The following is a 21,118-nucleotide window of genomic DNA, read 5'->3' on the forward strand; positions in this document are numbered from 1 at the left end:
AGAAAGTTCGCTCCATGGTTCGATATTGTAAAACCTGCCTGATGCCTGATACCCGGCCGCGCATCGAATTTGATGACGAAGGCGTCTGCAACGCGTGTCATACGGCAGAGAAGAAAAACCATATCGACTGGGATGCGCGACGGCAGGAATTTTTGGACCTTGTGGATCAATTCCGCGCCAAGGACGGACCCTATGATTGCGTCGTGCCGTGGTCGGGGGGCAAAGACTCCAGCGCCATCGCCTACAAAATTAAATTTGAATTTGGCCTCAACCCCCTGCTCGTCACGTTCTCTCCTTTGATGCCAAATGATCTTGCCGTTCATAACCGCGAAGAAATGATCAAGCTTGGGTTCGATCACCTCATGATCCGACCCAACCAGAAAGTTTCCCAACAGTTGTCGCGGCGGTTCTTCATCGAACGCGGTGATCCTAAAATTCATTGGAACGCAGGGGTTAATTCAGTCCCCGTACAAGTCGCGGTAAAATATAAAATCCCGCTGATCTTTTATGCCGAACACGGCGAAAGCGAATACGGCGGCCGCACGCTATCCGAAGAACACACAAAGATCCGCGATTTTGCCGAGGTCCTGGAACATCAAATTGGTGATGATCCGAACAATTGGGTCGATGACGGCATCGAAGAACATGACCTAGCCCCCTACGTTTATCCGGACCTAGGCGAGGTCGAAGAAGTCGGCGTAAAGGCCTTGTACTTTGCTTATTTTTTCCGTTGGAGCATGCTGGAAAACTGGCACTTTATTAAAGATAAATTCGACTTTCACACCGAACCCAATGGCCGCACTGACGGAACCTTTACCGACTTCGATAGCTTGGACGACAAGATCGATAATCTTTATTATCACATGCAGTTCGTCAAATTTGGCTTCGGTCGCGCGGTGCGAGATTCCTGCCGGATGATCCAAAACAATCAAATGACCCGTGAAGAAGGCTTAGAGCTTGCCCGTAAATATGACGCCGAGTTCCCCGCCACATTCCACGATGAACACCTGGACTATTTAAACCTGAGCGAACTCGAATTCACCGAAACCCTCGACAAACACCGCGACCCGGAAATCTGGGAACAGTCAGGAAATCAGTGGGTTCTGCGGCACGCCTTGAAATAGCCAAGGCCATGGCCTCAAAAATGGCGAAGAACCGTGATCGATTTAAGAGCACATGATCTAATTTACGTGACTCACCTTTAATCCAACACCGGCTCAATGTCATAACCCACGACCATACGGTCCTGATCCGTATCACAGGGAACTGTGGAGTGTGACATATAAGATGGCCAAGCCAGCATCATGCCCTCAACCGGCCGAATGGTACGGCGCTTATTTTCAAATCCGAGCGCAGACTGAAATAAGTTCTTGCCATATTCAATGCATCCCCGGTCGGTATTTTCTGCATCTTCGACCTCGGGGACTTTGACGTAATAGTTTCCGACCATAAAACAATCAGAATGCACATGCGGTCCAGCATGGCCGCCGCCTCTTAAGCCGGCAGCAAACATTTCCAGTCGATAATTTTTCGGACGACGGCCGAAGCATTCATGTTCGGGGGCCGGCGAAGTCTCCGCAATTTTATCCAAAACGCTTTCCGCTCTTTCTTCAAAGACGGCTTCAAGCATACGTACAAACGGCCCTGGATTATCCCTGTTCAATCTTGATGCAATAAACCAGTTGCTCGATTGGACCTCGGTCCAGTGCTTATATTTTGGTGATTCACTGACTTCTGCATATAATCCTTCATTGAATTCCTTCGTGCTCATCCCGGCGATTGTTTCTTTTGGTTCGTAGACCAAGGGGTAGGTATCAATATCCACCCATTTTCGGGCTGCCTTTTCATCGCCGACTTGCTCTTCTAAAACGGCTAATAAATTTATGACATAGGCAACCCAATATTTAGTTTCCTGACAATTGGCCAGGCATTCGAGATATGATTCTCGTGCTTCGTCGAAACGCCCCTGTATGTGATACGCGAGCCCCAGATGGACCTTATAAATTGGAACTGATGCAGGAAATTCTGCGGCACCATTCTCATTCTGTTTAATTTCTTCTAGAGTTTGAAGGGTGGCTGTTTCCATATAATGCGCTAATTCCGGATAAGATTTATCAAAACAATTTTTGAACTCATTTGTTTCAAACTCTGGCCGTGTTCGGAAGCAATATTGTAAAGATAAAGCGGCCTCCGAGAACCGTTGAGAGGCGAGCAGGATCATGGCCCCTAAAAGTACGCCTTCGTAATAATCAACATTTTCGGTTTTTATTTCCTCATGGATGCGCCTCGCCTTTTCAAAATTTCCAACATTGATAAACTTTATCGCCCTGGATACTTTGGCGTCTAATTGTCTTGTTGGATCCATGATTATCAGCTTCCTTCGAATTTATGCCGTGGCGGAAAAATGCAATAATATTTTATAGGGCGCTCGTGAAGTTTATATTAATCGGATATAGGATACTAAACATCTATGAGTGCACTCACAGAAAAAGAATTTATTGATGTCCTTGCGGCGACGCTGCCTGTCGAGGATGAGATCATTGCGATCTATTCCGGGTTATGGACGTTCGCGCCGCAGTTTCGTTGGCCTGCAGAAGAGATCGGGCCGAGGCTTCTCAAAATCATCGATGAGTTTGTTGGACCTGAGCGGACGCTTATTTTTCCAGCCTACAGCTATCTCGATTTCGCCCGTAACCGGACCTACGATTTAACCTTGAGCAAGCCTGAGACTGGCGTTCTTCCGGAATCAGCGCTTGCCGACAAAGCTTTCACCCGTTCACGTTCACCGATGAACAGTTATGCTGTTCGCGGGCCGCGCGCAGAAGAACTTTTGTCGTGCCCCTCCACCACAGCTTGGGGGCCAGACGGTGTTCTCGGTTGGATGTGTGAGGCGGATATTCGGATTAGCATTCTTGGTGTGTCGTGGTTGTCGTGCAGTTTGATGCATTACGCAGAGGAAACCCTGCAAGTCCCCTATCGCTATTACAAACGTTTCAAGGGGGAGATTTTTGATAACGGGAAATCGCTCGGCCCCTGCGAAGAAGTTATGTATTCGCGGTCTCTAAATGCGGTTCCTGAGTGGGATATTACCAGCCTGGGTCCGGCGCTTTCCGATGCCGGCGTGGTCTTGAAAAGTCCCAACCGTCGAATTCCCATGGAGTCCGCGAAGGCCTCAGAATTTCACCGGGTAAATGAAGCCATGTTTGCGGCTGACCCGTACGTTTATCATGAAAACGTGGACGAGTTGAAAGCTTGGGTTGCGGACGGCAAAGAGGCTGAAATGGCGACGCTTAAACCTGAGGAACGTTGGCCGCCGCATGGATAGACTTGAACTTCACTCAGGCGTCCTTCGAGACGCGCTTTCAGCGCTCCTCAGGATGAAGGTTTTATTTTATTCCTAGAGATAGTAAGAAAATTTCTTCATCCTGAGGAGCCGCGTCAGCGGCGTCTCGAAGGACGCTGAGCGGCACAGACAGGCGTTCTAGGAAAGCTAAGATAAATTCGCCCGAAGCTTTTTAAAGCGCGCACTGTGAAGCGTTTCATCTTCCACCACGACAAACCGCACCGGCACTTTATAGCGCGCCATTGTTTTATTGCATTCTAACCGCAAGCGTTCGGAGAGGTCCGCTGGGTCTTCCGGCTCTATCAGTGAAACCCGAGCCTGCACCACCTGTCCCATAATCGGATGCGGTCGTGCTTCGACGGCGGCGTTTCGGATGTTAGGGAGTTGCATGAGGACGTTCTCAACCTCCAGCGGAAATACCTTTTTACCGCCGGTATTTATCACTTCGGTTTCGCGTCCCATGAAGCGGATGTAGCCGTCTTTTTCTTCAACCACATCGCCGGTGCACAGCCAGCCTTCTTCATCGAACGGGTTCGGCGCATTGAGGTAGCCGACCATGTTGGCTTCGGACCTGATCCACAGAATGCCATCGGTGATTCTGGTCTCAAACCCCTTGCCACCAACCTTAAGCCATAACGAACCATCGTCCTTAGATTGTGATCGCAGGACACCCAATTCCGACAACCCGTAGGTCTGTTTAATCCGCGCGCTCGGAAACACCTCACTAAGTTGACTAAGCGTCGTTTCCGGCATGGGCTCAGTCCCATAGGTAACCAGTTCCACAGACGACAAGTCGTAGACCGCGTATTGCCGGCTCACGATCATGAAATTCAAAAACGTTGGCGTCGTCGGCAGCAACGTTACCTTTCCATCCTGAATGGTGCGCGCCATGGTTTCAGGATCGCGCGACGTGGTACAGACCGCCGTTCCGCCATAGGCAAAGCTCGATAGAAACGTATTGAACCCGCCGAAGTGATCCATGAGTAAGAAAAGTATGGTGCGCCAGCCTTTGCGCTTTTCAACGAATTTACGGGCGACAAATTCGACGTCCTGCAAAATTCCCTTGGGCTTGCCGGTCGATCCTGATGTGAACACCACGAGTCCCGGATGACCTTTTTCATTAAACGTACTGATCAATTCAGGCAGGACGCAATTAGGCTGTGCCTCCAATACAAAGTCATCGTTTTCATCGAAGCGGTATAGAACCTTCGCACCGCACATGTTTAAAAGTTCCGGCAGCTCCGCATCGACATCACCGGTCAACGGAACAAGCACTGCACCCCGTTGCATCAGCGCGAACATAAGCGCAGAGGTTGCCGGGCTGTAGTCGCCATAAAACGCGCAGACATCTCCGGCGTTGATGCCGTCTTCCTCAAGCCGTTTATTCCAAACCTCGATTGAGTCTAAGAATTCTTGATAGGTATATTCCCGGCCGCGCCAAAATAGGGCTGGATCATTCGGTATCTCAGAAAGCCGATTAATCAGTGTCTCAACTGCGGACGTCGTGGGTGCGGACATCAGAAGCTCACTTGGTGTTCTTCAAGAACCATTTTGATTAATGGAAAATTCAAAATTTCCACTGTCTGTTCCTCGGTAAACGAAATATCGAATTCCTGCTCCAACGCGAGGACGAGGTTCAAATGGCGGAGCGAATCCCATTCTTCCACCGTATCAACGGATGTATCATCACCAATTTCTGATGCCTCAATCTTCAAGACATCGGCCATGACACGCTGCAATCTTTCTACGTTATTCGACATATTTTCTCCTGTCTTTACTTTGGAAATTCTTCCATGTTGATCCACGCGGGGCAGATGATTTTATCTGCCTTTGTATTGGATAAATCCAGACACCATTCTGTGTCTTCAACTTGATCAAACCCACGTTTCTCATAAAATTCTGAAACTTGAGCGTTCTTCTTTGTTGGCAAATAACTGCCCGAGATTGTCTTACAACCCCTCGTACGCGCATTATCTATCACAAATTTTAAGAAAGCGTTTTCCGCCTCGCGACCAAGTGCACGACAGGACAGTAAAAAAGAATCTATCTCTGCCGTCTCGTCTTTATAGAGAATGATCGCAACCCCAATTGTACCAATCTCAGCCACGTTATCACCCAACCACATGGTAAGCACATCGCTGCCGTCACGATCACTGAACGCCCGAATTTCGCCTTCGGTATATCGCTTGGTCGTGAGATTAAACTGGTTGGTTTTTTGGGTCAGTTGAGATGCTCGTGGAATTTGCTTTTCAGTCACCAAGCCAATTTTGGCCTTGATATCCAAACTCCCAAGATAGTCCTCCAACGACGAAGCGGTTTTGGATAGAGACTTGCGTTGGCGTTCTGCTTGGTAAGATTTATTGCGTTTCAGGTCGTCATCAGAAACAGTCAAATTATCGAACAAGCCCGCCTCCGATAACTGCCGCCGGAAGGACGATGGATCGCCGCTTAAATGAAGCACACCAACTTCCGGCAACGCGCCCCGAACCCGATCACATTCAAAGTCCGTATCATCAACAAACACCAGCGCATCAACACCGATATTCAGTTCGTCGGCAATGCTGATAAGGTTTTCGGCCTTGTCGGACCAGTTGACCCGCAACGCCGCGAAATGATTTTCCTTTAGGACCATGTCCGGGTGATCTCGGAACACCTCCAACACATCGTCCTCGTTGTTCTTTGAACAGACGGCAAGAATGACACCGCGATTATAAAGGTTGAGGACTTCACGTTGGAACGCGACGAAGGAATTTCCCGGGTATTCAAGGCCAAGACGAATGCCAGACAGACCGTCTTCACCGACGACCCCGCCCCATAAGGTTCCATCACAATCCAGCACCAAACACTTCCGGGCATGGCCGCTTAGAGCGCGGAAGAACCTGCCGTATTCTTGACCGACAGGCACCAGCGCGTTCTTGCCAATCGGCGCCTTTGCCATCGCCCAATACCGCTCATCGAAAGCAGATGCAGCACCCAGCCTTGCAAAAAGTCCTTGCAGATCAACGATGTAAACATCGCTGAATTCATTAGCCACCTCCGCCAAGCCCGTATTAAGCTTAACCATCGCCGCATTCTGCACCCCACCGCTTTGGGCTTCGATGATTCCCAGGGTGGGCCGATGCAGAATAGGAAAGTTATTGACCAAGACTCCCGCAGTTGTCTGATCTCTCAAAGCAGAAAACTGAGTCCTGAAATGATCGAGGACTCTCTCAATTTCCTGCTCGATGCCTTTTGCCCCCAACGACAAAATTTCGTTTTGCAAAGCTGGCGATAACAACTCAAGCCACTGAAACAAAATAATCGCATCGGCGTTATGACTAAAAAGATCACTTTTAGGACTAAAGATATCCTGTGCGATGGTATCGAAATCACCAACATAAAATTTTGGCTGTAATCCCAAGAGCCCAATTTCGCCAGCTATGACAGGGAGAACGGGTTCGACCGTGATATTGCGCAAGATCGCGACACGGTAATCCGTCGCCTCACCATCAGCCTGATCTTCTAAAATATTGCTAACCGACGTGTAGGCGGAATACACTTGTTCTTTACGCAACCGATCCATGGCTTTGTTCAGGTCATCCATTCTCTCACCGCTTACTCTTCCATCTTCTGGCATGGCTAAGCATGCTCCAAGAGGCCGCAGTAATTTATCGTGATCAGCTCCTCAGCCCAACTGCTTTCAGGAACATTTTCCGCTGGCAACGCTAAATCTGAAACGATCTTGAAACCTGCATCCGTGATCAGGTCTCGAATTTCCTCGGCTGAATGGAAATGATAGACGTGATCCAGCGCCGGGCAATTGGCGCACGTCGACATATAGGCTTGGCCATTTGGTGCCAGCAACTGCTTCGTCCGATCCATAAACTTTGGCGCATCGTTCACATGCTCCAGGACTTCACCCAGGATAATAAAATCAAAAGTCTGAGACCCGAGATCGGTTTTCAAGTAATCCCCGTGCACAAAATTCAGTCGGGATTCATCGACGTTAAACGCTTTAAGAACTTCGCCTGCAGTCTTTATGGATGTTTCGCTGATATCAACGACCGTGCCGATGGCTTCATCAAACTTGGTCAACGTTGTGGACGTGAACAATCCATGACCGACACCTACCTCTAGGTAGTTCTTCACCTCACCTTTCGGCAATTTATCCAAGAAGAACCGGAACAGTTCGTAGTGGTTGGGCCAGAACATGTAGGAGATCAGCAATCCAACCATGTAATACCGCATGACCACCAAATCACTGTAGACCTCGTCAACTGCGACGGCAGAATCGTCTATCGAATATTTGCCAGTTTTGCGGAATTGAATCTGTGCCGACAAAAAATCCATGCACATTTTGTTGTAAGACCGCGCTGCTTCCTGGCGCGCGTCATCAGTTGTCAGGAAGCCATTGTTCAGGATCAGGCTTAAGTTTTCAGCAAATTCCCAATATTCAGGACCGCGTGTCGTAAAAAAAGCCTCAATCCGCTTTTTTTGGAGCGGGTTCTCTGCGGCGATTAGCTCCGCGATGCGCAATAATTCGGGGCAGGAGTCTTGAGTCATCAGGCTAAATTCCATAACGCCACAGGCATTGGTAACTTTCCGACAATTCCACCCCAGGCAAAACCACCCCTGGCGGCAAGATAATAACGGAATTTTCACCTTTGCTACTTAAGTTTGAACACCATGATAAAATCCCTTCCTTGATAAAGAGTTACCGGAAGGACGACTTGAAAAATTAAAGTAGCTAATGAACGGAAAAAATTGATGCTGGATAAGCAATTAGCAATGAATTTGATGCAGGAAAGCCTGGACAGTCTTGCCCGGTCCGGAACCCTGAAAAATCAGATAGCAATGACCGATGAAACCGTCCTGATGGGAAGCGGCGCCGACAGCGGCCTGGACTCCCTCGGATTTGTTAATTTCGTCATGGACGTGGAAGACCGCCTTCAGCAACAATTAGACGGCGACTATCCGGTAATTCTGACCGACATCGGCGGGTTTGATATCAACAATCCGATCCTTACCGCTGGCGTGCTTGCTGATCATTTGGTCGGCCTCGCTGCTGGCTAATATGAACACCGACAAACAGCATTGCGTTATTTCCGGCACCAGCCGGGGATTAGGACGCGCCTTGGCGGAGCATTTTCTGGGCCTAGGGTATTCGGTCGCTGGCTGCAGCCGGGGTGACGCAACGATAGATCATCCCGACTATTCCCACAGCGTCGTCGATGTCCGCGATGAAGCCGAGGTTCAAAAGTGGGCGCGGGATGTACGGCGCGAGGCAACCCGTGTAGATGTCTTAATTTGCAACGCAGGACTGGCGCGTTCAGCACTCTTTCTACCCATGACACCAGGCGACGTGTTTGAGGATTTTCTGGGGACGAATTTCGCGGGCGTATTCTACGTTCTGCGCGAATTCTCCAAGCTCATGATCCGCCAAGGGTCTGGACGTATTTTAACAATCTCATCAACAATGGCGGCCCTTCACCAGGAAGGTACGGCGGTCTACTCAGCGACGAAATCAGCCGTCACTGAAATGACCAAGGTCTTGGCCCGCGAACTGGCACCGCAGAACATTACCTGCAACATCATTGCGCCTGCGATGATGGAAACTGATGCGTCTGCAGAACTGGCAAAGTCGGAAGAATGGCGCGACCAAATGCTCGCGCTTCAGACCTTCCCCAGAATTATTGAGATGCAAGAAATCTGTCATGCCGCCGATTTCTTTGTTTCCGACAAAGCCGCCAGCATCACCGGACAAGTCGTCTACATCGGACTGGTGGATTAGCGTGAACAGCCCAGCCCGCCGCATCGCAACCGCTGACGACTATCAGGTCGAAACCATTAAAACTGGCCGCTGGAAGGAAAATTCCTACGTGGTTCAACACGTGGCGAGCCGGGAAATTGCGCTTATTGATCCGGGCAACGACGCAGACGCGATATTCGAGAGCATCGAACATATGGACGGCATTCCGAAGCTGGTCTTATTAACCCACGCGCATTTCGATCATGTCGGCGCACTTGATGCGGTCTGCACGCGCTACGATCTGCCGTTTTACATTCATTCAGGCGATCACCGCCTGCTGCAACGCGCAACCCTGTATGCCATGAGTTTCGAGCGCCAAGTGGTGACAATCCCGGAGGGCTATCAACCCTTGGAAACCTCAACCCCGTCCTGGTCCGGTGACCCGGTAGAGTTTATCCACACCCCAGGGCATACGGACGGTGGGGTATGTTATTATTGGGACGGTATTTGTTTCTCCGGTGACACCCTTCTGAATAAACTTGTGGGCCGATCGGACTTACCTGGATCAAGCGGCGAAGGCCTTAAGAAATCTGTCAGTAAGTTACTCGACTCTCTACCACCTGATACGTTGTTGTTTCCTGGACATGGTGGGACTTGGTCGGTTGCAGATGCGCGTAGCTGGTGGCAAGACTATTCAGAAGACCCGCCACAGTATGCCATGGAAGGCGCTTTTAAATGATCGCCCCGCTGATGAGAGACGACTACGGCGTGGGCGTGGCTGGAGTTGGAAAATTCCTGCCCGAAGGCGTCATTACGAACGAAAGCCTTGAAGCAACGTCCGGCATGAAAGCAGCTGAAATCGTTGAGAAAACTGGCATCGTCACCCGGCGCAAAGCATCCGAAGACGACGTCGCATCGGAAATGTGTGCCGCTGCCGCCCGGGATGCGATGGAGATGGCAGGCATTGAGCCCGAACAACTGGGCCAGATCATCACCTGCACGTTTACCGGCGATTATACCTACCCCGCCGTATCGTGCCGCATCCAGGATTTGTTAGGGGCCTATAACGCAGGCGTCTTTGATTTGATGGCGAATTGCACCGGGTTTCAAGTTGGCCTGGGCGTTGCCTCTGACCGCATGCTTGTTGATCCGAGCGTTGAGTACTCGCTGGTCATTGGTGCCGCTCTACAATCCAGGTTTATCGATTATTCGAAGGCTGGCTCTGCGATGTATTTCGGTGATGGCGTGGGGGCTGCTGTGTTGAAGCAAGTGCCCGCCGGTTATGGCATTCTTTCCAACGATGTGTCGGCAAATGGTCGCGCTTTCAATTCGGTTCGTTTGAGAGGCGGCGGTTCCAGCCATCCTATGCGACCAGATAACATCAACGAGGGCCTGCAGTATTATGACATCGACGGGCTGGAAGTCTGGAAGCAAGTCGTCCAGAACCAACCCAAATCAATGCGCCGAGCGCTGGAAAAAATTGGCAAGACCACAGAAGACGTGGACTTCTTTATTTTCCATCAAGCCAACCTGCGCCTGATTGAATTTCTCATGGGGAAAATGCGGCTGCCCATGGACAAGACCTATACCAATGTCGAAGAATACGGCAACACGGCGGACGCATCTCAGGCGATTACGCTCTGTGATGCGGTCACGAACAATCTCTTAAAGCGCGACGATCTTGTCGCAATTTCGGGGGTTGGTGCCGGGTTCATCTTTGGGACAACCATGATGAGGTGGTATTGATGACTTACAACCCAGATGACCGCCAAGCTGCTGAATTAAAGTTTTCTGATCTCCATGAAGGGTATCAATCCGAACTTTCGCACACCATTTCGCAAGATGATCTCAACACCTTCGCCGCCCTCACGGGTGACTTTAATCCCATTCATATTGATGCGGAATACGCCCGCACGACATCGTTTGGAAAACCCATCGTGCATGGCATGCTGACGTCTTCGTTTATCTCTACGATGATCGGCATGCTGTTGCCCGGTCGAGGCGCTCTGTGGATGGAGCAAACTCTAAAATTCACAAGACCCGCCTTTGTTGGCGATTCGATAAGAGTGGTGGCGACTGTCAAACAGCTCTCTACCGCGACCAACACCATGGTCCTAGACGTAAAAATTTCCAATCAAGACGACACCACCATTGTCACCGGCCAATCCACCGTAACCCTGACTGCAGGGAAAACTGCGGATGAAGCAGCTGCAACCGATGCAAAGCCCATCGAAGCCCCGCAAAGTAGCAAGAATAAAGAAGCGACAGGTGGAGTCATTTTTATTTCCGGCGGCAGTGGTGGCATCGGGGCTGCATGCGCTAAAAACCTCGCAGCCCAAGGATATGCCATCGCGGTAAACTATAATTCGAACCAAAAAGGTGCAGATGCGGTGGTCGCCGAAATATCTGCTGCGGGAGGCCAAGCCATTTCTGTCCAAGGCGATGTCGCCAGTGAAGCCGATGTCGAAAGAATTTTTTCTGATATTGAAAGCCAATTAGGCACCGTGTCAGGGATCGTTCACTGCGCAGCCCCTGAGCCCATCCCGACTGCCTTCGAAGACACAAACTGGGCAATATTCGAAGCGACCCTTTCGACCCAAATCGGCGGTGCCCGCCACTGCACCCATCGCGCGCTTGCAAACATGATGGAGAACTCGACAGGCAGTATCGTCCTTATTGGATCAATCTACGGCGATAACGTGCCACCTGCGATGCAGTCCGCTTATGTAACGGCGAAGGCCGCACTCGCGGGGTTCTCTCGGGCTCTTGCTGTTGAATTGGGGCCAAAGGGAATTCGCGTTAATGTCGTCGCCCCTGGCATGACGCAAACACCGATGCTGGCGAACCTACCGAACAAAGCAAAGATGTTGGCGCAGATGAATACGCCGCTGCGCCGTCTTGCTGACCCAGAAGACATTGCCAACGCGGTCGCGTTTCTCATCAGCGATAACGCGCGTCATATTACTGGCGAAACCCTGCATGTTTCTGGTGGAGTTTCGATGTCGTAAATTACGGCTGCTCTACTTCCTCAAGCAGGCCCACACGACTGAATTCCCGCACACATTCATCAAACGCGAAAATCGGCATGTCGTTGTCTTCGGCGATTTGCAGCAAGTCCTTGGAACCATCAGCCTCGCCCATCATGGCGTAGTATGCGTTGCCAATCACTGTGCCCTGCCCGCCCGTGCCCCAGCCGTGTTGGTAGGGAAAGACGCCGTACTTGGATAAAAATGGCGTAACCTGATAGGTGCCTTTGTAGCGGCGCGTCCGTTCCACGGTCATCAATGCGGCCCACGCAACTTGTAGAGATTCCAGTAAATATTCAGGCCGAACCAATTCTAGATCGTCCGCTGAGGAATGATATTCCGCATATCCCCCCGGCCGAGACCCGCCTCGGGTAATATTCGCAACTGCCAAGCGATAGCCGACACTGTTCAGGTGCAGCACGTCGGCCCCGCCATAAATATTAAATTTCCGAGTGACCACTTCACGGCCACAAAATTCCATCGCGTGCTTTACGGCACGGTCGAATATCGTATCACCGGCAAACGTCTGATCGAGGCTCACCGGCGCACCATCACCGCAAATTCCCAACTGATAACCGCCAATGGTTTTCGCCAAGCGTTCGGGGTAATTGGCCATGTAGGCAATCACCCCAATGCCTTCGGGCCACAGTGCCAAGCGGTACGAATAATGCCGGTCTGGCATTTCAGCCAGCATGCGAAAAATCTCCACCGCCGCGACCACGCCAGATAGATTATCGTTGGCGCCACGGGGATGGCAGAGATAGCTGTTAATTAGGATTTCTTCTTCGACTTCACCCGGAAGATAGGCTTCTCCAATCCGTAAAACCCCATCATAGAGATCCGTATCGATATGAACCTTATAGCGCCCGGGCTTTAATTCCTCCACCAAATCATAAGGGGCCGACAGCCCCCAAGCCTCCCGGTAATAGGTCTGACGCATAGGATAGGCATGGGGCAGATTTGGATCAGTCGCAATTTTTTCTTTTAATTCGTCCAGGTCCATTTCACCGCTGAACGACTGACTGTAGATCCATACACAATAGGGATGAATGTCAAAGTCCAGCACCCGCGTCCCGTCCGGTCCTTCAACCCAAGCCTCATTGACCTTGAATTCCTTGGGGATGGTCCAGTCGAACACTTCTTGCCCAGAGGGAAACTCCGTCACCTCCAAGGGCAAATATTTATCAATGACATCGAGCGAGTCTTTATACCCAGGCCCCAAAAGAGACCGATAGATGGGAAACAACGCCTCCATCATCGACCACATGGACTGGGAATTCTTTTCCCCCGGCATGGTAAGCCCCGGGAAACCGACAAAATTGCCTTCTGCGTTCATCGTCTTTCTCTAGCTGAGGATTGAGGGGGTATCTTACAGAGCAACTCTTAAAATTGGTTAACGTTTAGGAGCGTTTGGAACGGCAAATTAAAAAGAAGATATCTTGGAACACCGGAAAATTTGTCGCCTGTTGGCCCGGAACAGAAACTATTAGGCGTCCGAGAACCGGGTCGGTCTGGCTCACATAAATTTGATTGCCTTGACCATCTATTATTTTGTTAGATACGCTTTGATCACGTAACATACGACTGGGTTTCTTATTTTTCAAAGTAAGGAATACTGAATGTTAAAGCGAACTACTTCCTGCATACTTATCGCGGCGTTGTTTTGGTTTATTTCAACTCCCGCTAAGGCTGAAGAAAAATTAACGGTCGCGGTTATAGACCTGTTCCCCTTTGGAAAAATCGACCGGTCTGGTTTGCAATCTGGTCTGTACGTGGATATTGCGTCAGCCTTAGAAGAAGAATTGCAATTCCCCATAAAGAAGCATGTGCTGCCGTTTAAGCGCGCCTTTCGTAACATCTTAGCCGGAAAAATGGATTTATTTATATCCTTCAAACGCGATGATTTGGCTTCTAAACTGAAATATCTTGGAAGCATCGGATGTACCAAAATGCTTATGGTATCAAGTAAACGAACAAGTATTTTGAGCCTTAGTGACCTGACGGGGAAGCGGGTTGGGTTCGTTCAAGGAGCTTCGACTGGCCCGATTTACGAGAAAAAATTTAAGGTTCTGCCTTTATATTTTCCGAGTACAACGCCTTTGATAAATTTATTGATGCTGAACAGGTTTGACGCTTTCATGGTGAATAGCATTGTTTTTAATTCTTATCATCACAATAAATACGGCAACGTAAAACTATCAGCAAACTGGAGGGATTATCTGGGTTCCGTATTGACCACACGGGTTCATGATATTCACATATCGATCTCCAGAAAATCTAAGAACTTCAAACGTGCCGGTGACATTGAGAAAGCAATTTCTGCCCTCCAGCGAACAAATAAATTTAAAGAATCCTTTCGGCGTTGGGGGTCTGTGGATGGCGGAAACTGTGAAGGGCTACATTAGGCCGTCGGCATTTTAAGTGGTGAACGCGTCCCCTTCCAACGGCTTTGCAATTTGCAAAATCACGGCAACAAATACTCAAAACCATTAGAACACAATTTAAAACAAACTTAACTTTACCGATGATACTTTCAGCCTCGTAGATTTAGTGCCGCAGAAGCGGTTCGTTTAGCACGCCCCAGAACTCATAAAGGGCCAAAGGAAGAAACCATGACCAGCGACGAATATTTTTCACATAATTGCGACCTGTGTGGCTCTGATGATGCCGCCGAGATTGAATGCTCTAATTTCTACACCAATAACCAACCCCTGCATGTCTGCAAGAGCTGTGGCTTGGTGTATATCAAAGCCCGCCGTTCGGCCAATCGGATCGCTGAGGTGTGGTCGGAAGAACTTTATGGCCCGACCTATACAGCCCGAATTCCCGCCGTAAAAGCCCGCCAGACCTATGTCGCAGGCTTTGTCGATGACTCCATTGGGTTTAAGGGAAAATCCGTCTGCGACATCGGCGGCGGCGAAGGCCAGTTTCTGAAAATGATCATGGACCCGGAATATGGCGCCAACGTCTACACCGTCGAGCCCTCAAAAGAAAACTGCGACATCATGTCGGCGGATGGGATCGAAACCTTTTGTGGCAGCGTCGAGGACTTCATTGAATCTGAGGAAAGCAAAACCCGAAAGTTTGATATCGTCACCGTCATGTGGACGGTCGAAGCCAGTCAATCCTGCCGCACGATGATCGATGCGGCGTATGATATTTTGAAGGACGACGGGCATCTGGCGATCTCGACTGGCAGTCGTTTGTTGGTGCCGTTCAAAAAACCGCTCAATTATTACTTAGGGCCTCGCGCCGCAGACACCCACCCCATTCGGTTTTCTGAGAATTCACTGACCGGGTTGTTTGCCGAAAGCGGGTTTGAGCGCACCCACATCAACCGCTTTATCGACACCGACTACATGGTCGCCATCGGCAAAAAGACCGATAAATCTAAGAAGATCGACTGGCCAAAGGATAATTGGGAAGACGTCGTCGATTTCTTCAATCGCTGGCACAAAGAAACCCAGGATCATTACCCGGCCGCGTAACCTTTCATATGGTGGGCTTGCCTATGGCAATGCAGGTTGAACATCTGGAATTTGAGACGGGCGTGCTGGGCGCGCCCGTTGCGCGTCTGATCTCAGGTAACGGCGGCAATTCGTCTAAACCGAACGCCTGGCTGATTTCATGCCGCGTGCCATCTGAAGACGCTAATAGAATTCAACGCCACAAAGCGGACGGGTTTAGAGAGATCGAATCTCTCGTTACCTTCAGACGGCCTATCACAGCTATTCCCGGCAGGGCCACGCCTCAACTCGCAATTGAAGCCGATTTCGAGGCGTGTTTGGAGATCGGCAAGACCTCATTTCAGTTCGACCGCTTTCATTCAGACCCCGGCGTGCCGAACGCTTTGGCAGATATACTCAAGCAAACGTGGGTCGAGAACTCCCTCAAAGGCCGCGCAGATGCTGTCTTCGTTACCCGCGACGGTGACCGGGCGACTGGCTTTAATTTGTGCCGAATAGACGGGCGCGAAGTCACGATTGATTTGATTGCCGTTGCCAACGACATGAAAGGTCGGGGCCTCGGTAAACAGCTCATTGAACAAGCCCTCAATCACTATGCAGGAAAAGCCGATTACATTCGTGCCGGTACCCAGACCAATAACGCGGTCTCCAATCGACTTTACCTTGGAACCGGGTTTTCGGAATTCTCTCAACAGAAAACTCTGCATTGGATAAATCCTGCCAACGGGCCTGCGACTGGACTGACAATTGGGACGGCTATTTTTTCTCGGATGGATTCAAATCGGCTGCCTGGCAAAGCGCTGACGGATATCGCCGGGCGGCCCATGCTCGGCCGGGTCATAGATCAGCTTCGAAAGTGTGATCCGCTAATTATCGCGACTTCGAGTCGAGCCCTTGATGCGCCTATCGTTAACTTTGCCAAAAACGAAGGCGTCGCAATATTTAGAGGATCAGACACTGACGTTCTGGGCCGTGCGGCAGATTGCGCCCGCCACTTCGGCCTGGATGCCCTTGTGCGGATTTCAGGGGACAGTCCTTTTATCGATGCTGCCTTGATCGAACAAATGGTGGAAGAACACCGCAGTATCGTGCCGGACATCACAACCAACGTCTTTCCAAGAACCCTGCCCCCGGGCATGAGCGTCGAAGTCATTTCGACATCTGTCCTCCATCGATTACTAGGCATGACCAACGACTTGGATGACCATGAGCACGTCACAAAGTATATTTATGGCAACCCAGAAAAATTCCATATTCACCCGGTGACGTTTAATAAAGAAAGTTACGACAAGATACACTTGGCGGTGGATACGCAGCACGATTTAGACCGCGCAATTTGGATTGCGGAAAACACGACGGAAGTTTCATTGGGTCGGGTAACTGAATTGGCTCGGAAATGGGACAAGAGACAGGACACATGACGAAACTTGCTCTCCTAGGCGGCGACCCTGTAATTGCCGAGCCCCTTCCCCCTTATCAATCCATGGGGGAGGCTGAAATCGCTGCTGTCAGCGATGTGGTTCGCTCAGGTTGCTTGTCCGGGTTTTATGGCAGCCCTGGTCCTGAATTTCTGGGTGGTCCGAAAGTGCGCGCCTTTGAAGACGCGTGGTCAGAACGTTTTGGTGCAAAGCATACAGTCTCCGTCAATTCTGCCACATCCGGCTTGATGGCCGCGGTTGGTGCGGTTGGTATAGGTCCGGGCGACGAAGTAATCGTTCCGCCTTGGACCATGTCAGCGACGGCCATGGCGCCTTTGATGTACGGCGGTATTCCCGTGTTCGCCGATATAGAAGACGAGACGTTCTGCCTTGATCCGGTCCAGGTGAAGGCCAGCATCACACCCAAAACCAAAGCCATTATCGTGGTCAATCTTTTCGGCCATCCAGCGCGGCTGGCAGAACTTCGCCAGATCGCCGACGACAATGATCTGTTTCTTATTGAGGATAACGCCCAAGCGCCGCTCGGCAGCGAAAACGGCAAATCCTGCGGCACCATCGGCCACATCGGCGTTTTTAGCCTCAATTTTCACAAGCACATCCACACCGGCGAAGGTGGCATGTGCACAACAGATGATGGCGATTTGGCCAAACGTTTGCAGTTGATCCGCAACCACGGGGAAAATACGGTTGAAGATTGGGGCATTTCCGACATCACCAACATCATCGGCATGAACCTTCGGATGAGCGAACTGCATGCCGCCGTAGGCCTCGCCCAACTCAGCCACGCAGGCGCGCATATTGAAACACGGGAAACGCTGGCGACGGCGTTGACGGAGGGAACCAAAGACCTGGAAGGCTGGACTCCGCCTGTCGTCCGCGATGGTTGCCGACACAACTATTATGTCTGGCTACCCAAGTTTGATGAGGAAGCCACAGGCATCAACCGAGAAATATTTTGCAAGGCCTTGGCAGCAGAAGGTTTCCCGCATGGGGTTGGTTATCTACCGCCGCTCTACACCCTGCCCGTTTTCCAAAAGCGCCAGGCCATTGGGAAAGAAGGGTTTCCGTTCACTCTCACGGATCGGCGTTATGAAGGGAAGCTGTGCCCCGTCACGGAGCGCTTGCATGAGAAAGAGGCCATCGTGTTTGAGCCTTGCGCGTTTGAGGTGATAGATCAGACGACTGAACTTCTGATACGCGCCATCCGCAAAGTTCATGATAACCGCGCTGAGCTATCGCCATGACTCGCATTATCGCCAGTATTGAAGCACGCATGTCGTCGTCTCGTTTGCCGGGCAAGGTGCTGATGGACATCAACGGCCAGCCGTCGCTGACCCGCCAAGTGCGCCGCCTTCAGCAATCAAAAAAGTTAGACGGTATTGTTGTCGCAACAACGACAAACCCAGCTGACGACGCAATTGAAGCTTGGGCTGCGGGCGAAGATGTCGCCTGCTATCGCGGCAGCGAAGACGATGTGCTGCTGCGCGTGGTCGAAGCTCAACGGTCCATGGATAGTGATATTGTGGTGGAAATTTGTGGCGACACGCCGCTGATTGATCCTGCTGTCATTGATGCGGCCATTACTCTTTTTGAAGACACCGATAGCGACATCGTCAGCAACACCTTCCGACTGTCCTACCCGCAAGGGATCGATGCTCAGGTGTTCCGCCTGTCAGACCTTGAAGAGGTCGAACGAACAGTTAAGGACCCCGCCGTCCGCGAACATGTATCGCTTTATTTTTATGAACACCCGGAACGCTATCGCTTGGTCGACCTGATCGCGCCGCCCGAACACACCTTGCCAGAGCAACGTTTACAGCTTGATTACGAAGAAGATCTAGCCCTGATCCGTGAAGTTTATCGTCAGCTTGAACCTGATAACGGAGATGGCTTTGGGGTGGGCGACATCGCCGCATTGCTCAGCGCCAATCCGGAGCTCACAGACTTAAACAAACATTGTGAGGAAATGTCGGTGCGATGACGGATACTCCCCTCAGAACCATCGTCGTCGGCTTCGGACAAATCGCCAGTGGCCTTGAAGCGGACGCGAAAATGGCAGCGCACTTTAAGTACGCCACCCATGCGCAAGTCCTCAACGATCATCCCAATTTTGATTGGCTCGGTGTGGTTGATCCGTCGGACGAGGCTCAATCCACCGCGCGAGATAAGTGGAATGTTCCCCATGTTGGGGATGACTTGGCAGATATAATAGCTAAGACAGACCCCGAAGTGGTGATCATCACGGCACCGCCTGAGGCTCGTTTATCTGTTATAAATCAATGCCCAAACCTAAAATCTGCATTCGTCGAAAAGCCCTTAAATTTGGGTGGTGACGAAGGCGATGAATTGGTTGATGCCTGCATAAAAAGGGGCATTAATCTGCAGGTTAACTTCTGGCGCCGAGGCGACCAACTCTTCCGCGAACTCGCTGCTGAACGATTGACGGCGTTGGTAGGGACACCTGAAGTAATCTTCGCGACCTACGGCAACGGCCTTCGCAATAACGCCAGTCATATGATTGATTTTATTCGCATGCTGTTGGGTGAAATCACGGCTGTTCAAGCGGGTGGGCCTGCGTCCCCTCTGGAAAATCCGCCTCTACCGGGCGACGTTCATGTGGCCTTTTCTGCGAATCTTGAGAGGGGCGCGACCGTGGCTATTCAGCCTATCGATTTCACGAATTACCGAGAAATTGGACTCGATATCTGGGGCAGCCTTGGGCGGCTTACAATCCTGCAAGAAGGTCTCAGCATCCGCCATTATCCAGTTACGGAAAATCGCGCGTTAGAGAACGAACAAGAAATTAATTCCGATGTGGGAACGGCGATTGAAAGCACGGTCTCAACAGCGCTCTATAACCTGTACGACAACCTCTATGCCGCCACGGTTGAGGACGCGCCGCTCGCGAGTTCGGGCACGTCGGCAATTAGAACCGAAAATATCATTAACGCGGTTCTGTCTTCAGCTGATCGCTCAGGCGAGCGCGTGGTGCTCGGATGAGCATCGACACGGAAATCCTCATATTTGTCGAGGACCCCGGTGCTGCCAACTGTGTCACCCGCCTGCCATCAGCGCTCGAAGACCTGAGCATCGGCACCTCCCTATTCGCCGCGGGTACAGCTGTCGGATATTTAGGCCAACAAGGCATTGCTTTCACAGAACTCCCAGAGGGATCAACTGCCGCATCACTTTTGGATAATGCATCGCCTAAGTTGGTCCTCGTTGGAACCTCTGAAAACCCTGACACTTTCGGCCTTCAATTGGTGGCTCCAGCCCAGGAACGTGGCATTCCAACCGTAGGAATCGTGGATGGTCCGGCCAATCCGCAGCACCGATTCCGCGGTCGTGGGGACGCACCTCTTCATCACGTACCCGATTTTCTTATTGTGCCGACCGATCCCTTGAAGAAGACCTTTGTCCAATTGGGTCATGGGCAAGAAAATATTTTTATCGGCGGCCATCCCCATTACGACGCCATCAAAGAGAAGCGCGGCGCTCTGCGGGAAATTGGCCGAGCCGCACTCCGGAAGAAAATTCTACCTGAAATTTCTGACGAGCGGCCTCTTATCGTCTTTGCGGCAGAAATCTCAGATGGACTGGACCCAACTCAATTTCAAAGGTCCGCCGATTACACTCTTCGAGGACGCGGCCAAAGTGACCTTAGAACGAATATCGTGTTGGAAGAACTGCTCGATAGCCTCAACACCCTTGGTCCCAAGCCCTACATGGTACTGCGGCTTCATCCGAAAAACACTCGGCAAGAATATTCTGTATATGCATCAGAAATCGATCATATCAGCGATAGCGGTTCGCCCTTGGATGTCTGCTTTGCGGCAGACTTGGTGGTTGGAATGACATCAATTTTACTGATTGAGGCGGCTATTCTTGGACGACCAACGCTTTCGATTATCCCTCGGGATGTTGAAAAGAACTGGCTGGATAGCATTGAATTGGGTCTTACAAAGGTTGCAACATCACGTGACGAACTCCACCAAGCAATTAGCCAATTTATGAAAGATTGGCCCAAGGAGACTGACAACCGGGTCGATGAAGTGATAAATTTCGGATCAACCGACCGGATTGCTAAATTCCTGAGAGACAGGATCGCGGACTAG

20 protein-coding genes are annotated in these 21,118 nt (G+C 50.8%); 14 read left to right on the forward strand and 6 right to left on the reverse strand.

The window, feature by feature from the left end; all coding sequences use genetic code 11:
• The first annotated feature begins 41 nt into the window (after positions 1-41).
• Positions 42-1,124, forward strand: coding sequence for an N-acetyl sugar amidotransferase (locus tag HOM51_01850; protein ID MBT5033240.1), 1,083 nt, complete (start codon positions 42-44; stop codon positions 1,122-1,124).
• Between the two features lie 77 nt (positions 1,125-1,201).
• On the opposite strand, the gene HOM51_01855 is transcribed toward HOM51_01850, so the two are convergent.
• Positions 1,202-2,365, reverse strand: coding sequence for a hypothetical protein (locus HOM51_01855; protein ID MBT5033241.1), 1,164 nt, complete (start codon positions 2,363-2,365; stop codon positions 1,202-1,204).
• Positions 2,366-2,470: 105 nt separating this feature from the next.
• Here HOM51_01855 and HOM51_01860 point away from each other — a divergent pair, with 105 nt between their 5' ends.
• Positions 2,471-3,325 (forward strand): hypothetical protein, encoded by an 855-nt coding sequence (locus HOM51_01860; protein ID MBT5033242.1) that lies wholly within the window; start codon positions 2,471-2,473, stop codon positions 3,323-3,325.
• A gap of 165 nt (positions 3,326-3,490) precedes the next feature.
• On the opposite strand, the gene HOM51_01865 is transcribed toward HOM51_01860, so the two are convergent.
• The 4 genes from HOM51_01865 to HOM51_01880 are packed head-to-tail and all read right to left on the reverse strand — an operon-like array spanning position 3,491 to position 7,885.
• Positions 3,491-4,861: a long-chain fatty acid--CoA ligase gene (locus HOM51_01865; protein ID MBT5033243.1), complete on the reverse strand. Its 1,371-nt coding sequence runs from the start codon at positions 4,859-4,861 to the stop codon at positions 3,491-3,493.
• Positions 4,861-5,103: an acyl carrier protein gene (locus HOM51_01870; GenBank protein MBT5033244.1), complete on the reverse strand. Its 243-nt coding sequence runs from the start codon at positions 5,101-5,103 to the stop codon at positions 4,861-4,863. Before HOM51_01870 ends, HOM51_01865 begins: the two co-directional genes overlap by 1 nt.
• Before the next feature lie 14 nt (positions 5,104-5,117).
• Positions 5,118-6,959: an HAD-IIIC family phosphatase gene (locus HOM51_01875; protein MBT5033245.1), complete on the reverse strand. Its 1,842-nt coding sequence runs from the start codon at positions 6,957-6,959 to the stop codon at positions 5,118-5,120.
• Positions 6,960-6,961: 2 nt separating this feature from the next.
• Positions 6,962-7,885, reverse strand: coding sequence for a class I SAM-dependent methyltransferase (locus tag HOM51_01880; GenBank protein ID MBT5033246.1), 924 nt, complete (start codon positions 7,883-7,885; stop codon positions 6,962-6,964).
• A 204-nt stretch (positions 7,886-8,089) separates the two neighbouring features.
• Here HOM51_01880 and HOM51_01885 point away from each other — a divergent pair, with 204 nt between their 5' ends.
• Genes HOM51_01885 through HOM51_01905 form a run of 5 tightly spaced genes read left to right on the forward strand, consistent with a single transcriptional unit; the run spans position 8,090 to position 12,079 of the window.
• The gene (locus tag HOM51_01885) at positions 8,090-8,395 is read left to right on the forward strand and encodes a hypothetical protein (protein MBT5033247.1); all 306 of its coding nucleotides are present in this window, start codon (positions 8,090-8,092) and stop codon (positions 8,393-8,395) included.
• 1 nt (position 8,396) lies between these two features.
• Positions 8,397-9,113, forward strand: a complete 717-nt coding sequence (locus tag HOM51_01890) for an SDR family oxidoreductase (protein ID MBT5033248.1) — start codon at positions 8,397-8,399, stop codon at positions 9,111-9,113.
• On the forward strand, positions 9,037-9,810 hold the full coding sequence (locus HOM51_01895) for an MBL fold metallo-hydrolase (protein ID MBT5033249.1): 774 nt from the start codon (positions 9,037-9,039) through the stop codon (positions 9,808-9,810). The genes HOM51_01890 and HOM51_01895 overlap by 77 nt, the downstream gene beginning before the upstream one ends.
• Positions 9,807-10,817 (forward strand): ketoacyl-ACP synthase III, encoded by a 1,011-nt coding sequence (locus HOM51_01900; protein MBT5033250.1) that lies wholly within the window; start codon positions 9,807-9,809, stop codon positions 10,815-10,817. Before HOM51_01895 ends, HOM51_01900 begins: the two co-directional genes overlap by 4 nt.
• Positions 10,817-12,079, forward strand: coding sequence for an SDR family oxidoreductase (locus HOM51_01905; GenBank protein ID MBT5033251.1), 1,263 nt, complete (start codon positions 10,817-10,819; stop codon positions 12,077-12,079). Before HOM51_01900 ends, HOM51_01905 begins: the two co-directional genes overlap by 1 nt.
• 1 nt (position 12,080) lies before the next feature.
• On the opposite strand, the gene HOM51_01910 is transcribed toward HOM51_01905, so the two are convergent.
• Positions 12,081-13,433 (reverse strand): DUF4910 domain-containing protein, encoded by a 1,353-nt coding sequence (locus HOM51_01910; protein ID MBT5033252.1) that lies wholly within the window; start codon positions 13,431-13,433, stop codon positions 12,081-12,083.
• A 283-nt stretch (positions 13,434-13,716) separates the two neighbouring features.
• Here HOM51_01910 and HOM51_01915 point away from each other — a divergent pair, with 283 nt between their 5' ends.
• From HOM51_01915 to HOM51_01945, 7 genes are all read left to right on the forward strand, one after another.
• Positions 13,717-14,502, forward strand: a complete 786-nt coding sequence (locus tag HOM51_01915) for a transporter substrate-binding domain-containing protein (protein ID MBT5033253.1) — start codon at positions 13,717-13,719, stop codon at positions 14,500-14,502.
• A 207-nt stretch (positions 14,503-14,709) separates the two neighbouring features.
• A complete protein-coding gene (locus HOM51_01920) occupies positions 14,710-15,585 on the forward strand; it encodes a class I SAM-dependent methyltransferase (GenBank protein MBT5033254.1) in 876 nt (291 codons plus the stop codon).
• A 23-nt stretch (positions 15,586-15,608) separates the two neighbouring features.
• Complete coding sequence (locus HOM51_01925; protein ID MBT5033255.1) at positions 15,609-16,985, forward strand: GNAT family N-acetyltransferase; 1,377 nt, start codon at positions 15,609-15,611, stop codon at positions 16,983-16,985.
• Complete coding sequence (locus HOM51_01930) at positions 16,982-18,247, forward strand: DegT/DnrJ/EryC1/StrS family aminotransferase (protein MBT5033256.1); 1,266 nt, start codon at positions 16,982-16,984, stop codon at positions 18,245-18,247. Before HOM51_01925 ends, HOM51_01930 begins: the two co-directional genes overlap by 4 nt.
• Positions 18,244-18,984: a glycosyltransferase family protein gene (locus HOM51_01935; protein ID MBT5033257.1), complete on the forward strand. Its 741-nt coding sequence runs from the start codon at positions 18,244-18,246 to the stop codon at positions 18,982-18,984. Before HOM51_01930 ends, HOM51_01935 begins: the two co-directional genes overlap by 4 nt.
• Positions 18,981-20,003 carry a Gfo/Idh/MocA family oxidoreductase gene (locus HOM51_01940; protein MBT5033258.1) on the forward strand — a complete coding sequence of 341 codons (1,023 nt, stop codon included), beginning with the start codon at positions 18,981-18,983 and terminating at the stop codon, positions 20,001-20,003. Before HOM51_01935 ends, HOM51_01940 begins: the two co-directional genes overlap by 4 nt.
• Complete coding sequence (locus HOM51_01945) at positions 20,000-21,118, forward strand: hypothetical protein (GenBank protein MBT5033259.1); 1,119 nt, start codon at positions 20,000-20,002, stop codon at positions 21,116-21,118. The genes HOM51_01940 and HOM51_01945 overlap by 4 nt, the downstream gene beginning before the upstream one ends.

Source organism: Rhodospirillaceae bacterium (assembly GCA_018660465.1).
Lineage (GTDB): Bacteria > Pseudomonadota > Alphaproteobacteria > Rhodospirillales > JABJKH01 > JABJKH01.